Origin of the sequence: Flagellimonas yonaguniensis, assembly GCF_029193885.1 — a bacterium.
In the GTDB taxonomy this organism is placed as follows: domain Bacteria; phylum Bacteroidota; class Bacteroidia; order Flavobacteriales; family Flavobacteriaceae; genus Flagellimonas; species Flagellimonas yonaguniensis.
The window spans coordinates 1-15,281 of record NZ_JARFVB010000025.1 but is presented as its reverse complement, the minus strand read 5'-3'; the positions used below and the strand labels follow the sequence as shown (position 1 = coordinate 15,281).

Annotated in this window: 13 protein-coding genes and 1 pseudogene; 9 read left to right on the top strand and 5 right to left on the bottom strand. The window is 39.1% G+C overall.

Features of this window, described 5'->3' with window-relative positions; translation table 11 throughout:
* Window positions 1-117: 117 nt before the first annotated feature.
* The 5 genes and pseudogenes from PY092_RS19160 to PY092_RS19140 form a co-directional block, all read right to left on the bottom strand.
* The gene (locus tag PY092_RS19160; protein ID WP_275617351.1) at window positions 118-342 is read right to left on the bottom strand and encodes a hypothetical protein; all 225 of its coding nucleotides are present in this window, start codon (window positions 340-342) and stop codon (window positions 118-120) included.
* A gap of 74 nt (window positions 343-416) precedes the next feature.
* On the bottom strand, window positions 417-689 hold the full coding sequence (locus PY092_RS19155; RefSeq protein WP_275617350.1) for a TetR/AcrR family transcriptional regulator: 273 nt from the start codon (window positions 687-689) through the stop codon (window positions 417-419).
* Window positions 690-723: 34 nt separating this feature from the next.
* The gene (locus tag PY092_RS19150) at window positions 724-1,539 is read right to left on the bottom strand and encodes a universal stress protein (protein WP_275617349.1); all 816 of its coding nucleotides are present in this window, start codon (window positions 1,537-1,539) and stop codon (window positions 724-726) included.
* A 35-nt stretch (window positions 1,540-1,574) separates the two neighbouring features.
* Complete coding sequence (locus PY092_RS19145; protein WP_275617348.1) at window positions 1,575-2,996, bottom strand: efflux transporter outer membrane subunit; 1,422 nt, start codon at window positions 2,994-2,996, stop codon at window positions 1,575-1,577.
* Between the two features lie 11 nt (window positions 2,997-3,007).
* A pseudogene (locus tag PY092_RS19140) lies at window positions 3,008-4,354 on the bottom strand (efflux RND transporter permease subunit); the annotation flags it as partial.
* 1,378 nt (window positions 4,355-5,732) lie between these two features.
* On the opposite strand from PY092_RS19140, the gene PY092_RS19135 reads away from it, so the two are divergent.
* From PY092_RS19135 to PY092_RS19095, 9 genes are all read left to right on the top strand, one after another.
* A complete protein-coding gene (locus tag PY092_RS19135; protein WP_275617347.1) occupies window positions 5,733-6,176 on the top strand; it encodes a GNAT family N-acetyltransferase in 444 nt (147 codons plus the stop codon).
* A gap of 8 nt (window positions 6,177-6,184) precedes the next feature.
* The gene (rpsU, locus tag PY092_RS19130) at window positions 6,185-6,382 is read left to right on the top strand and encodes a 30S ribosomal protein S21 (protein WP_275617346.1); all 198 of its coding nucleotides are present in this window, start codon (window positions 6,185-6,187) and stop codon (window positions 6,380-6,382) included.
* Between the two features lie 29 nt (window positions 6,383-6,411).
* On the top strand, window positions 6,412-6,603 hold the full coding sequence (locus tag PY092_RS19125; protein WP_275617345.1) for a hypothetical protein: 192 nt from the start codon (window positions 6,412-6,414) through the stop codon (window positions 6,601-6,603).
* 45 nt (window positions 6,604-6,648) lie between these two features.
* Window positions 6,649-7,455 (top strand): pyrroline-5-carboxylate reductase, encoded by an 807-nt coding sequence (proC, locus tag PY092_RS19120; protein WP_275617344.1) that lies wholly within the window; start codon window positions 6,649-6,651, stop codon window positions 7,453-7,455.
* A 3-nt stretch (window positions 7,456-7,458) separates the two neighbouring features.
* The gene (gene proB / locus PY092_RS19115; RefSeq protein ID WP_275617343.1) at window positions 7,459-8,229 is read left to right on the top strand and encodes a glutamate 5-kinase; all 771 of its coding nucleotides are present in this window, start codon (window positions 7,459-7,461) and stop codon (window positions 8,227-8,229) included.
* A 5-nt stretch (window positions 8,230-8,234) separates the two neighbouring features.
* Window positions 8,235-9,434 (top strand): glutamate-5-semialdehyde dehydrogenase, encoded by a 1,200-nt coding sequence (locus PY092_RS19110; RefSeq protein WP_275617342.1) that lies wholly within the window; start codon window positions 8,235-8,237, stop codon window positions 9,432-9,434.
* A 184-nt stretch (window positions 9,435-9,618) separates the two neighbouring features.
* Window positions 9,619-9,948, top strand: coding sequence for a YegP family protein (locus tag PY092_RS19105; RefSeq protein WP_275617341.1), 330 nt, complete (start codon window positions 9,619-9,621; stop codon window positions 9,946-9,948).
* 499 nt (window positions 9,949-10,447) lie between these two features.
* Window positions 10,448-12,610 (top strand): DUF5723 family protein, encoded by a 2,163-nt coding sequence (locus PY092_RS19100; RefSeq protein WP_275617340.1) that lies wholly within the window; start codon window positions 10,448-10,450, stop codon window positions 12,608-12,610.
* 348 nt (window positions 12,611-12,958) lie between these two features.
* The coding region (locus PY092_RS19095; RefSeq protein WP_275617339.1) for a DUF8202 domain-containing protein at window positions 12,959-15,281 on the top strand (2,323 nt) is incomplete at its 3' end.

Below are 15,281 nucleotides of genomic sequence, written 5' to 3'. Positions count from 1 at the left end.
GGAGCCTGGTGGTCCAGCAACTTTATATTAAATTTGGGGAGAGGATTCCCTTGGAATTAAATCCCAATCCCTCTGGGGCTAGCCCCAGAGGGATTGATGGATCGGACAGAGTTTAATTTACAGACCCGTTATGATTCCTTTTAAATTATAAATGACTAAGTGTTTAAATAATTCGGCTTTTCCGTAAGATTCAAATAAATTGTTCTTTTTAAACACCAGATTGTCAATTCTAAAAAAATAGATTTTCACGAGTAGTTCTAAATTAATATCTTCTTTTATATCTCCAGCTTCTTGTGCTTGCTTAAGTAACTTATAAACAATATTATGTGATAATTCTTTCACAAAATTATTGAACAGCAAATTTGCTTTGGGATAATACTTTTCCAATCCGAAAAGAAAAGAGGGCTTAAAGTATTTTAATACTCAAACCCTCTCTGGTAAATTAATATGACACACAAAATAGGGTCTTTGCCGTGGCTTTTGATCAGCCCATTTATATCTTCTTTATACTCGTTCAATAAACTTTCAAGACTGGAGGTTACCAGGTCTTCTTTGTTTTCAAAATATGTATAAATTGTTTTTTTCGATATACCAAGATCATTTGCTAAATCGTCTAACGTTACGTGTTTACTTCCAAATTGGGTAAACTTTGTAATAGAATACGCTAACAATTCTGCTTTAGTGACCATCTTTCAGTTATTTGTAACCTTTCGTTTTTAAATATCAATCTATTGGAATTGACAATAATGGTATGTTTATGCCTGAGGCCATGACCCTGGTTTTGCTTCTATGGACTATAGATTCCCAAAAACCATATTTTTTTGGCATCATCACTAACAAATCAAAACTTGATTTTTCAATCTCCTTCTCTATTGCTTTTATTACAGCATCTGAGTTCACTTTCTTATAAAAATACGTAACATTTTCCAAGCCTTTTTCAATATTCTCAAAAGCTTTGTTATCTGATTTTAGTTCATTTATTTTTTTTTCCACATAAAACACCGTTACTTCAGACTTAAGTTGAATGGCGGCTCTCCTTAATTTTGCCAAGGTTCGTAAAGGTATATCCTGCATTATATCGCAGGCAAAAAGAATCTTGTGGATTCCAGAATATTTAGCATTTACGGGAATAGCCCATACTGGAAACCTTTTCATACTGATTAAGGTTGTTGTTGGGTTTCCTAGTAAATTTTGCTCCATCGATTTAGCTGACATTCCCATAACTAGAAGTTTTGAGTTATGTAATTTCATTAAAGAATCTATTTCACGTTCCAAGTCAAAATAGCTACATTGGTACTCAACTTTAATTTTAAAATCTTTAGATAATTTTAAAGATTGTTTTCTTAATTTCTCTTTGGTTTTTTCAATTAAGGTGTCCATTGAGGTCGCCGATATGCGCGCGTTAGAGGCGTGAATAGGCAACTTAAAAGCATTAAAAAGCACCAGTTTTGTATTTAGCAGTTGAGCTAATGATGCTGAATATAGTACAGCGTTATCTGATGTTCTGGAAAAATTTGTCGCAACTAAAATTGAGTACATAGTTTTGGTCAATAATGTTTATTATATAATTAATATTACCTCCATCCGCCACCAAGTGCTTCATATAAATCCACAAGAGATACTAATTGTTGTAATTTACTGTCTATAATATTAAGTTCTGCGCTTAAGGCACTTTCTCTGGCTGTTAATAAGTCCAGATAATGGGCATATCCATTTTTAAGTAATTCTTCAGAGTTTGTTTCTGCTGTGCGCAAGGCCTCAACTTCATTTTTTCTAAACTCAAATTTTTTCGTTTCAGATTCATAAGAAAATAACGCATTGGACACTTCACTTCCTGCAATCAACAAGGTCTTTTTAAACTGAAGTAAAGACTGCTCTTGCTGTGCAATTGCAACTTCTTTTTGAGTTTTTAAAGCACGTTTATTAAATAATGGTTGTGTTAAACCTCCAATGATATTGGCAAATAATGAGTTGGAATTTAATAACTCATCTATTTCTAAACTTTGAAACCCTCCGGAAGCTGTTAAGGTTAAAGATGGATAGAAATTGCTTCTGGCTACATTTGTTAACTCAAAAGATTGAATTAAACCATACTCAGCAGCCATGACATCTGGTCTGTTACTGAGTAATGTTGCAGGTACGCCAAGGACAATATCTTGTTCTATATGCTGTAAATCCAAACTGCTTCTTTCAAAATGTTGTGGTGCTTTTCCCAATAAAATACTTAGTGTATTTTCAGTATAAAAAATAGCTGTCTCGATATCTACCTGTAATGCCCTTGCGCTATTGTATTGTGCAATATTTTGGTCTACCGCAATTTGTGTAACTTGACCGGCATCCTTTAACGCTTTAATCGTTGTTACACTACTATCTCTGGTTGCAATGGTTTCTTTAGTGATTTTTAACTGGGCATCTAAAGCCAATAAGTTATAATACGTATTGGCAATACTGGAAACCAACTGCGTTTTTACGGCTTGATGTCCTGCAACACTTTGCAAGTATGCTGCTTGGGTTGCTCTTTTATTGCTTCGTATTTTTCCCCAAATATCGGCTTCCCAAGAAAGGTTTGCTGTAACATCATACTGGTCTGTAGAGGTATTATCTAAAAATGCGCCAAACTGGGTGTTTTTAGATAGTTCTTGATGTGTCCAGTTTGCGCCGACATTAACCGATGGCAAATACCCTGCCTTACCTTGCTTGGCATAAGCTTGGGCTGCTATAATTTGCTGAAGCGCAATGCGAACGTCCATATTGTTTTGCAGACCTTCTTCAATATACTGTTGAAGATATTGGTCTGTAAATAATGTTTTCCAAGATATATCTGCTATCGAAACACTGTCTGTTGGCAAATTTTCCGTTCGGTAAAGGGCTTCGGTTTCGGTTTCTAAATTTGGTCTCACATAATCTTTTGCAACAAAACAGCTTTGCAGGGTGAATGCAATAACCAACATCAATGTTGCTTTTCTAAAATTTCTATGTTTTATAATTAATTTCATTGTTTTATACTTCAATTGTTTGTAATACTTGGCTTACTAGAAATTTTTTCTTGTATCCACTGAAAAAATATAAATAGGATCGGAATTACAAAAACTCCTAAAATAGTTCCGATAAGCATCCCTCCTGCTGCACCGGTACCTATAGATTTATTTCCTTCCGCACCTACACCTGATGCCAACACTAATGGCATCAATCCTAAAATAAAGGCGAAAGAAGTCATTAAAATAGGTCGCAAACGTGCTTTTGCTCCGTGTATGGCAGCATCTAATATACTTTCTCCATTTCGCCGTCTTTGTACAGCAAACTCCACAATTAATATGGCATTTTTAGCGAGCAGACCAATAAGCATGATTAGAGCAATTTGAAAATAGATGTTGTTCTCCAATCCTAACACTTTGGTTGAGAAAAACGCTCCAAATACACCTAATGGCAAAGAGAAAATAACAGCTAATGGTAATAAATAACTTTCATACTGTGCAGCCAATAAAAAATACACAAACACAATACAAAGTATAAATATAATAGTGGTTTGATTACTTGCATTTACCTCTTCACGTGACAATCCAGAATAAGCTACATCATAATTACTTGGTAATTTTGCAGCCTCAGCCTCAACAACTGCTAAAGCATCACCTGTACTAAACCCAGGATTTGCTGCACCAGAAATCTTTGTGGAATTGTACAGGTTAAAACGGGTTACAGATTGTGGTCCATACACACGTTTTAAATTAACAAACTGTGTAATGGGTGTCATCTCCCCATTCCCTGCTTTTATATATAATTCATTTAAATCACTTTTATCTGCTCGATCTTCTGGCAATGCCTGCATATATACACGATATTGTTTGCCAAAACGTGCAAAATCTGCGGCATAAATACCTCCAATGTAACCTTGCATGGTAGAGAAGATACTACTAATAGGAACACCGGATTTTTTAGCCAATGGGACATTAATTTCCATTTCATACTGTGGATATTTAGTATTAAATGAGGATTGTCCGTACTGAATTTCAGGATGTTGCATTAAACTGCCAATAAACTGTTGCGTTGCTTGGTCTAACTCGTTAAAATCACCACCTGTACGGTCTAATAGATTCACTTCAAAACCGGCAGATATTCCAAAACCAGGGATACTTGGTGGTCCGAAGAAAATTATACTAGCTTCCGGAATTCCTGCGGCTATACCAAATAACTTCTTGGTAATGGCCTCGGTACTCGCGCTTTCATCACGTTCAGACCAATCTTCCAGTTTTAAAAATCCTAATCCATAATTGTTGCCTGCACCACTAATTAAACTTACACCGTTAATTAATGAAATGCCCTGCACGCCTTCTAATTTTTTTGCCTTGGCGTAAATTTCCAAGATTTGCTTCCTCACAACTTAAATTTCCTCACAACGGATAACCATTTCCATTTTACATTGCTTGCAGTTACTATTTCGTTTTCAGGTTTTGTGTGGTTTATTGTTGGTGTTTCTTCCTTTCTATCACACTCTTTTTAATGACCTAACTTTCTATATTTTTATCTTTACAATCTTTTAAAACAATCGTACCTTTTGTTTTTTTTGTTTCTAAAAAATTACTTGCTTTACGCATGTTTACGGCATTAATAGTTAATTTTTTTACCCAAAGCGGTTCTGATTATTACGGTATCTATATAATTCAGAAAATTTATTTAAAATGTTATCCTGCTTAACCATATCCTCTGTTTGAAAAAAAATCTGTCAAAAACCTTTATACTTTATATGTGTTTCTATTTGTGAATTTAATAGTAATGGTATTGATGCGAACTGTTTGTGCGATGTGATTTAATCCTTTCGCAAATACCTACAATTACCATAGATTTGATTTTTCGTTAAATGGAAGCATTTAATTAATAATTATTATTGTTAAATGAAAAAAAGTACTATTTTTGCGTCAGACGAAACAAATTGGACTACAACTTACGAGGATTAGTTCACAAATCGTCAACATAGATAAAAATATTTGGCAGAAGTGCCGCAGTGACAGGGCTGGCTTAGCAAGGTTACAGTCCCGTCCAGACCGCAAAAAGCTCCGATTTGTCGGAGCTTTTTTGTTTTAAATACTTATGTGACTCCCCGTCCCACCATCTTCTTACCCTCAAACACCAATAACACCCTTCAAATTGCTATAATATTTTCAATACCGTCAAACATCCTAGCATTTGAGCAAAACAAACCCATGCCGAAAACCTATCTTGCAGTTGATTACTGATTGATATAACGCAAAAACAAAAAAGATGGACAAAAACACCAAACTCGTCTCTCTATTTAAAAATAGGAAAAGGTGGTTCCGTTAAAGAAGAATCAGGGTGGGGTAAAAGGGTTTGTAAATCTGTATTTGACAGAACAATTTTTTTAAGGAAAATAAACGGTCACTATAACGTTTTCAATCTATCAAAACACGGCGACAAAAACGTTATAAAAAACATAAACCCCAGTATTATTGGGATTTAAGGGCTGTAATACTTACCTTTGTCCCAATGAACGTCAAGCTCCACGAGAGAAAAAACTGTCGAATCCTAAGTTTTAATTATCTGGTATTCAGAAACCAGCCAGATAAGTTCATTCCGCCTACCCTATAATTACCTTCCCTTTTGGGAAGCACCCTTATTGCCTTGGAAATCACAGGTGTTTTTTGTGTTTCCATTTTGCCCGATTCGAAACCGTTAATTAAAAAACAAAAAATCAGAACTATTATCGTTCAAAAAAAAGCATGGTAATTAAGACCTACGATGCCTATACCAGACTTTCAACCATGGAAGCCAATAGGTTCGCCAACTTCCTTTTTGACCATCAAGAAGGGAGAAAAGCTGAAAAGAAAGCTATTAGGAAGGCCATTCAATACTCTACCAAAGACATCCCTGGTTTGGGGGGTTATGTATTTGCCATGGAGGACAAGGATGAAATTTTGGGTTTGGCCGTTGTGAACAAAACGGGTATGGGAGACTATATCCCCGAAAATTTTCTGGTGTTCTTCGTGATACATAGGGAACATAGGGGCAACGATATCGAGAAAAAGCTATTGGATTACACACTCCAATATTGCAAAGGGGACGTTGCCATTCATATTACAAACGAAAACCAATATCCAAACAAAAAATTTTTTGAAGAAAAAGGGTTCAATGCAACCCATTTAGAAATGAGATTGAACAGATAAACCATTATATGCTAAAAATTGAAGTCAAGCCAGGCGAAAGTATCGAAAGGGCTCTAAAACGCTACAAGAGAAAATATAGAAACACCAAGCGTTTGGACCAAATCCGTAGTCGCCAAGAATACACTAAAAAATCAGTGGAACGCCGGAAAACATTAAAAAAGGCGCAATATAAGGAACAGTTCCTGAGAGAACAGGATGACCAATAACATCAAAAACAAAAAGTATCAACAACAAAATGAGACTTTCAAGAATTAAAAGGGAAACCAGATATGAAAAACGCTACAGCGTTAAAATGGGGGAGCTTACCACCCGTGTCACATACATAAGAAGGTATATTATGGGGCTTCCTGTACGCACGTTGCACAAATACCGTGAGACTTACAACGGAAAAATCAAAGATTGCAAAGAATGTAATGTATTGGCATAACACCATCTTAATCTTAAATAATTATTTAACCTTTTAATAAAAACAATGAAAGTATTGGTTATTGGCGCAGGTAACATGGGGCTTACCTATGCCACAGGTATGTCTAAATCCAAATTGTTGAAAAAACACAACATCATGGTGCTGGACAAGTCAAAAGAGAAATTGGAGGAAGTAGGCAAAATCGCCTATTTCGATGCCATAGACAAGATAGAGGACTGTGTACCTCAGGCCGACATTATCTTTTTGGCCGTAAAACCCTATCATGCTGAGGAACTTTTTCAACGCATGAAAAAATTGGTGAATCCAGAACAATTGTTCATTTCCATAATGGCAGGGGTAACCATTAAATATATACAAGATGCCCTCGGCATACAAAAAGTGGTCAGGGCCATGCCCAATCTGCCCGCTCAAGTTGGCAAAGGACTTACCAGCTATGTTTCGGCAGACGAAGTATCCCGATTGGAGCTTTTTATGGTGGAAGGCCTGTTGGATACTACAGGAAAATCACTCAGAGTGAAAAATGAAAAATTCATTGATGCTTCCACCGGAATATCCGGAAGTGGTCCAGCTTACGTTTTCTACTTCATGCAAAGTATGATGGAGGCCGCCCTACAAATGGGATTCTCCGAGAACGTATCCAAAGTATTGGTAAGCCAGACCTTCACAGGTGCGGTGGAGTTGTTCAACCAAAACAATCTAAATCCTGACACTTGGATGGAAAAGGTAGCCTCAAAAGGAGGAACTACAAGGGCCGCACTGGATTCCATGGAAGACAATAATGTAAACGAATTAATCAAAGAAGCCGCCTTTGCAGCATTCGGAAGAGCTGTGGAACTAGGCGAAGAATACTAAAACATGTATAAAGAACTAGTGGTCATCAAAGTAGGCACAAACGTGATGACCAACAAAGACAACAGAATTGTAAGACCTGTTCTCAACAGTTTGGTACAACAGATTGCCGAGCTTTATGAACGGGACATCATGACCATTTTGGTCTCCTCTGGATCGGTAATTGCCGGTAAAGAGGTTTTGGGTAAAGCAAAAATCAAGGACAAAACCCAACGTAGGCAAGTATATTCCGCCATTGGGCAGCCCAGAATGATGAGGCATTATTATAACATATTCAATGATTACGGAATGAAATGTGCCCAGGTACTCCCCACAAAAAGGGATTTTAACCCTGGAGTGCACCGCGACAACATGATAAATTGTCTTGAAGGGCTCCTTTCTGAAGGAGTTATCCCAATAGCCAATGAGGATGATGCCGTTTCCGTGTCCATGTCCATGTTTTCGGATAATGACGAGTTGGCCACTTTACTGGCACAGTTAATGAAGGCCGACAAACTTATCCTAATGACGGATATCGATGGTCTTTACGATGGAAACCCCGAAAAAAAGGAGTCCAAAGTAATAGACAAAGTTGAGCCAAAAGAGGACTTGGACAAATACATCGAAGAAGGAAACAAAGAAGAAGGTGAAGGCCGTGGAGGTATGGGCTCCAAATTGAGCTATGCCCAAAAAGCCGCAGCAGACAACATTCCATCCTACATTGTCAACGGTAAACGGGAGAACGTAATCCTGGATGTTGTAGAAGGAAAGAACGTAGGGACAAAAGTTTCAAAATAACAGTAATGAAATTATTGAACACAGATTTAAAAAATAAAGTATTACAAGATATGGAGCGCATCCTTGATGAAAATCGGGACGAATTGCTCCAAGCAAACAAAAAGGACCTAGACGCATTCAACCGCAACGATCAAGCATTGTACGACCGTTTGGTGGTGGACCAGAAGAAGGTGGATCAAATGATTCAAGCCGTAAAAGAGGTTCGCCTGCAAGATGATCCCGTGAACAAGAAAATCTCAACAAGAGAATTGGACAACGGGCTAAAAATCATCAACAGAACGGCACCATTTGGCACCATAATGATCATATATGAATCCCGCCCGGATGTAACCGTTGAAGCAGCCGTACTTGCTTTTAAGGCCAATAACAAAATATTGCTGAAAGGTGGTAAAGAAGCCTACCATAGCAACAAAGCCTTGGTTAAGTTTTGGCATCAAGCCCTAACAGAAAACGGTCTATCGGAAGATTTTATTCAATTCTTGGAAATGGACAGGACCCAAACACAGGAGTTCTTAAGGAATCCAGACCAAGATTTGGATCTTATCGTACCTCGTGGTGGCGAACGCTTGATCGCATTTGTAAAGGAACATGCCAAGTGTGCGGTTCTCATCAGCGGTAGGGGAAATAATTTCCTATACGTACATAAAGAGGCCGATTGGGAAAAAAGTCTAAAAGTGATTTTAAATGCCAAAACCCATAAAATTTCGGCCTGCAATGCATTAGACAAAATTTTGATGAACACACAGATTGATGGTTACGAAGACAAGCTCAAAGAGCTGCAACAAGTGCTTACCGCCAACAATGTCTCCATTATCGTGGATGATGAAGTCAAAAAAGTATTGACGGATGAAGATACCATTACCGACGATTCCATATGGCAAGAAGAGTTTTTGGCCATGAAGTGCGTAATTGGTGCTGTCAACACTATTGACCAGGCCGTAGAGAAAATCAACAAAAATTCGGGAGGGCATTCAGCCTCCATTATGACGGAAAACAATGAAGTTGCCAAAACTTTCATGGAAAACGTCGACTGTGCAGCTGTCTACCAAAACGCCTCCACCCGGTTTACCGATGGTGGACAAATGGGAGTTGGTGCAGAACTCGCCATCAGTACCGATAAATTGCACCATCGAGGGCCATTGGGCCTTAAACAATTGGTCACCAACAAATACTATGTATTTGGCGATGGTCAAATTAGGGTGTAATGGATATAAGAACACAAGTAAAAAAGGAGGCCAAATAGCCTCCTTTTTTTATGACGAGTGTCATGGTCCAATTACAATTTCACATTCCAAAGGCTCAAAACTTTATTTTATTGATATTTTTCGCAACTTTTATTGGTCATTTTTTAAGAAAATATCTAGATTTATTACTTAAAATAGAATAAATATGGGAAAATTTGAGATTAAAACGGATAAAGCCGGAAAGTTCAGGTTTAATTTAAAAGCTGGAAACGGTCAAGTTATTTTGAGCAGCCAAGGATATTCTTCCAAATCTGCTTGCGAAAATGGTATCGAGTCTGTGAAAACACATTCACAGGATGATGGGAATTTTGAAAGAAGCGAGGCGAAAGACGGAAGCCCTTACTTTAACCTAAAGGCATCCAATGGCCAAGTTATTGGAAACAGCGAAATGTATTCCAGTGAATCAGCCATGGAAAACGGTATAGCCTCCGTTAAAAAGAACGCTCCCGGTGCATCCGTGGAAGAAGTTGAATAATCAGTACCATTCCAACAATATTGAAAACAGTCCAAAAAGGGCTGTTTTTTTATGCCTTATTTTTTCCATATCAAATCAAACAGGGCATTCATTAGTTCAAACAGGGCATCCGTAAATTGAGTGCCTTTTTATTTATTTTTTGCCTTTACGTTTGTTGTGCAATTACGCGTTAAAGTCAATTGAAAAGCAAGATCAATTTTTAACGCATGCACATATAGCAATTCACTTTTGACGACTGTTGGTCATAAAAGTGTTTAGTTTAGTTGAGGTTTCCGTTACGCCAAGGAACTAATCCTAGTTCCTTGGTTGTAATGGTTTTTTTGTTTTGGAACAAGCCAAAATAAGTAGGAATACTCTTAGCTGAAAAAAAGTATATAAACTCAACTGCCCCATCCGTCAATTCAAAAGACCCTTTCGTTCATTAGCCCCTTCACAGCATCATTATTTGTGTTCTATTTGTGTTTTCAAAAACGTGAAAACCAAACCCAAAACGTAGATCATGGAAAATAAAATGATGTATTTAAGGAAATTGATAGTAGGCTTATTATTGATTTCAACGATTAATGTAATTCAATCCCAATCATATATTGGATTCTTGGAAGACAATTACAGCGGTGTGCATAGAATAATATCCAACCCTGCCAATATCGCCGATTCAAGACTTAAAATGGATATTAATCTGGCTGGGATCAGTGCACTTTATGGCAACGATTATATCGGCTTTAATTTTAGCGATGCCTTTGCCGATTACAGTTCGGTTTTTGACAATGCAAAGACATATCCTTCAACCGATAACTTTTTGGCCTTCAATATTGATGTCATGGGACCATCCGTAATGCTCAGCATCAACGAAAAAAGTTCTCTGGCCGTTTACACAAGAGGGAGGGGAATTTTTAATTTGAATGAGGCTAACGGTAACCTTCTGGAAAAAGAAGGTGGTTTTGATGAAGATGAGGATTTCAGTATTGTTGAAGACGATATTTATGGTTCCTTTACAGTATGGGGCGAACTTGGAGCCACTTACGCCAGGGTTCTTTTGAATGATGAAGCGCATTTCCTAAAAGGAGGTCTTACAGCAAAAATGCTTCAAGGTATAGGCAATGCCTATATAGATGGTTCCGGTATTTCATTGGATTACGATTCCAACACGCGGGAAGTTACCACCACGGGTAATATCCATTTGGGAGATACGGGAGACATCGATGAGCAAGGACATACCGGAGAAGCTCTTGATTTTGACAATGGTTTCGGCATAGGTGCCGACATAGGTCTGGTATACGAGTGGAGACCCGACCAATCCCAATATACCAAAATGAAAAAAGATGGAAGTACCGTTGTTGATCGTGGAGCCAACAAATACAAACTAAAACTTGGAGTCTCCGTTACAGATATAGGAAAGCTATTTGATGTTAAGGGTAGGGATCGTTTCTACGACCTGAATAGAACACAAAACATTGATAATTTTGATGGAGATGTACTTGAAGAAGCTTTGGTCGACAATTTCAATCAAATCTCAAACACGAAATCCAGAGACTATACACTACCCACGGCTTTACATACCAATGCAGACTTAAGTTTGAACTCCAAATTTTATCTGAACTTAAACGCTGATATTTCCCTTACCTCCAAATCCAAACCTAATACAGGGAGCATCCTGAACCAATACAGGCTTACACCACGATACGAAAGTAAGTGGTTGGCCTTCTACTCCCCTATCAGCATTTTGGGTGGGGTTGGCTTTCAATGGGGGGCAGGATTGCGGCTTGGGCCCTTATACTTAGGCTCTGGATCCATTTTATCATCATTGTTTGGAGAAGACACTAAGGCACTAGACCTATATGCAGGGATTAAGATACCTATTTATCAAAGCAAATTACGTGATAAGGACAACGATGGCATCATAAACAAAGAAGATGATTGTCCAGATGTTGCAGGTCCAGTTGAAAACCAAGGATGCCCATGGAAAGACACTGATAATGATGGGGTTTTGGATAAAGATGATGATTGTGTGGATGTAGCTGGCCCAGAAGAAAACAACGGATGCCCATGGAAGGATTCCGATGAGGATGGAATTCTGGACAAAGACGATAAATGTCCTGAAACCCCGGGTCTGATAGAATTCAATGGATGCCCAGATACCGATGGAGATGGCATCATGGATTCCGAAGATCGCTGTCCAGAAGTACCTGGAAGCAAAGAGCATCGTGGTTGTCCCGATACCGATGGCGACACATTGGTGGATATTGACGATGATTGCCCAGAAGTGGCAGGGCCAGTAGACAACAACGGCTGTCCAAAAGTGACACAAGCAGTTCAAAAGCGATTGAACGATTACGCTAGAACCATCCTGTTTGATACAGGTAAAGCGACCATCAAACCAGAATCCGTATCTGTAATGGTGGATATCATCCAAATTCTAAATGAATATCCAAACGCCAAATTTACTGTTGAAGGCCATACTGATAGTGTTGGAAGCAGTGAAAGCAATCAAAAGTTGTCAGAAGCCAGGGCCAATTCCGTACTCAACTTCTTGATTGATGAAGGAATTTCAAGCACTAGGCTTACCGCAATAGGATTTGGTGAAGAAAAACCAATGGCATCCAATGCAACCAGAGCAGGTAGGCAACAGAACAGAAGAGTTGAAATCAATCTAATCAAATAACCATCTCATTGATAAATCAAATTTTCTCAGAGAACTAGGTTTGGTGTAACGCTTTAGTTCTTCAATTGAGAGATGGTTAACGGGCCGCCATTATTATATGGCGGCCCTATTTATATCATCATGAAAAGCCATATTTGTTAAAAAATATAAGTAATTACCTACAAAATTGAAGTGTTGTAAATCAAGCCTATTTCTACTCGTTGATCCATTCGGGGCATTCGTCAATTAAAAACGGGCATAGGTTAATTCACCTTCTCTATTTACCTCAATACTAGCTTATTTTATAATAACCAAATCTTTATCTGTTGTTCTCTTACATAGAAAATGACGACCAAAAACTACTTGCTTATGATAAGATTTCTACTTTTTCCATCTCATAGATCAAATGCTGAAAAATCATTTTCAGCAAAAGGATTCAAGCGATTATGTCAATCGGCCCTAGTTCTTTTCATCATACTTCTGGGACAACAAGCCTCTGCCCAAATCGAGGTAGATACTTGGTACAGTGCGGATAGGGCTATCAACACACCATCACCTCTAGGCCAGTTACAATTATACACGCCATTGGCGCCTGCAGATGGAACTCCAGTGACAACGTGGCATGATCTTGTCGATTATATCGGATTTAATACCCTACAACATGCTGTCCAACATCCTAATCCGTTGGATTATCCCAATCCTTGGGACCACCCTACAAATCCTGGTTTTCAACATTCCTTTGGGAACCCCCCATTTTTAATACCAGCTGGTTCAATACCAGGTATACCTACTTTACGTAGAAACCAGATGAATTTTAACCCTTCTGTGGAATTCGATGGAAGCGGTAATGGTCAGGCACTGCACACACGACCCATTTCTAGAGAAGAAATTACTGTTTTCATTGTTTTTAAAGCTCGTGGTAGAGGAAATTCCGCTAACACCCAACAACTCCTGTACGGTGGGGATATAGACAATTATCACAGCTCCACTACCAACCTTTCTTTGGGAGTTTCAGATAATAGTCGATTCTCCGTAGGTAGAACATGGAATGGTGGTTCCTTCTTTCAATCTGGAGCAATTGACCTACAAAATCTTCCAACTATAGGTGTTTTTAGTAGAGATGTGGTTCAACCCTTGGGAACCGATGATGAAATTTTAACAACCAAAGTAAATGGATTACCCGATATAAACTTTGTAAGACACCACCCCACTTCAGAAACTGACCTATATCTGTTCAGCCGACTAGGAAAACACTTCAACAGTAACGATTCCAATAGAAACCTAACAGGCCACATAGCCGAAGTATTGATCGCTGATGGTGTATTGACCGCTAACTCAATACAACGTATAGAAAGCTACTTGGCCATAAAATATGGCATTACCCTCAATAGTGCAGGTTCCTTGGGAAGTACCGTAGGAAATCAAGGATATCAATACCTAGCCGCCAATGGGGCAGTAATTTGGGATCCAGCAGTAGATGCTGCGTACAGATTTGATATTGCCGGATTGGCTAGGGATAGATATCAAGACAATATAGGTGGTGCCAGTCCCGACCTACGATATAATCTACATCAACGCATTGCCAAAAGTGAAAATGATGAGGCAATAGTAACTATGTCGACCGATTCCAATTTCTCGGGCGACAATTTAGACCAAACTAGACCCGAAATTGATAATACGACATGGGGGGCAACATCACTGTTCTCATACTTACATAATTATCTCTTGTGGGGCAATGATCATGCGAGCCTAAATTCAACAAATGTGGAATTGCCACCGTCTGGCGATATAACTGAAAGGATTTCTAGGGAATGGAAAATCCAAAAAACGGTTTCTCCTGGAGGCGTGACACCAATTACAGGAGTGAGTGTTCAGGTAGACCTTTCAGGCTCAGATATTTTAACCAATCCAGCCTGTGGAATCCAACTCATGATAGATAGAGATGGGGATGGGGATTTCACTACAGGAGTCATAGATTATGTAACCGCCACAAGTGTTGTAGGAACAGATGCCTTTTTTGACAATGTGGATTTTGAGCATTTAGATGTTTTTACTATTGGTTTTGGAGACTTTACCGACCCAACTGCGACCGACCCAGATCCTATAATAGTTTGTGATACAGTTCCTGCACCAGACCCAAACGTTGTAGATGATGAAGATGACAATTGTGCCGTTTTATCAGTAACACATATAAGTGACGTTAGTGATGGTTTGTCAAACCCAGAAACCATAACCCGCACATACAGGGTTACCGATACTTCGGGGAATACAACAGATGTCACTCAAATAATATCTCTTTATACTTCTCCTGAGGCCGGTGCCCCCACCGACATGGACATCTGTGAGGGCGATGCCAACACATACGACCTGAACGCACAGCTCGCCGGAGCCGACGCCGGCGGAACATGGACCGATGTCAACGATGCATTCGGCAACGGGGCCAACTCCGTGGTGCCCGACCCCGCAAACATGGACTTCTCCGCTCTGGGCGATGGAAGCTACGGTTTCACATATACCGTCGCATCCACAGGCGCGTGCCCCGACGACACGGCGACCGTGAGCGTCAACATCAACAACATCCCCATCATCAACGTGGACCTCTCCTCGGACCCCACCACCTGTGGCGGAAGCGACGGCTCCATATCGCTGATCTTCGGGAACGTGCCCAACGGGAACCATGACATCTTCCACG

What these genes read in the sequence shown, in the direction of transcription:
- PY092_RS19110 (WP_275617342.1), top strand. Translation starts at nt 8,235, where the DNA reads ATGAAATTATTGAACACAGATTTAAAAAATAAAGTATTACAAGATATG.
- PY092_RS19105 (WP_275617341.1), top strand. Translation starts at nt 9,619, where the DNA reads ATGGGAAAATTTGAGATTAAAACGGATAAAGCCGGAAAGTTCAGGTTT.
- rpsU (WP_275617346.1), top strand. Translation starts at nt 6,185, where the DNA reads ATGCTAAAAATTGAAGTCAAGCCAGGCGAAAGTATCGAAAGGGCTCTA.
- PY092_RS19155 (WP_275617350.1), bottom strand. Translation starts at nt 689, where the DNA reads ATGGTCACTAAAGCAGAATTGTTAGCGTATTCTATTACAAAGTTTACC.
- PY092_RS19150 (WP_275617349.1), bottom strand. Translation starts at nt 1,539, where the DNA reads ATGTACTCAATTTTAGTTGCGACAAATTTTTCCAGAACATCAGATAAC.
- proB (WP_275617343.1), top strand. Translation starts at nt 7,459, where the DNA reads ATGTATAAAGAACTAGTGGTCATCAAAGTAGGCACAAACGTGATGACC.
- PY092_RS19145 (WP_275617348.1), bottom strand. Translation starts at nt 2,996, where the DNA reads ATGAAATTAATTATAAAACATAGAAATTTTAGAAAAGCAACATTGATG.
- proC (WP_275617344.1), top strand. Translation starts at nt 6,649, where the DNA reads ATGAAAGTATTGGTTATTGGCGCAGGTAACATGGGGCTTACCTATGCC.
- PY092_RS19100 (WP_275617340.1), top strand. Translation starts at nt 10,448, where the DNA reads ATGGAAAATAAAATGATGTATTTAAGGAAATTGATAGTAGGCTTATTA.
- PY092_RS19135 (WP_275617347.1), top strand. Translation starts at nt 5,733, where the DNA reads ATGGTAATTAAGACCTACGATGCCTATACCAGACTTTCAACCATGGAA.
- PY092_RS19125 (WP_275617345.1), top strand. Translation starts at nt 6,412, where the DNA reads ATGAGACTTTCAAGAATTAAAAGGGAAACCAGATATGAAAAACGCTAC.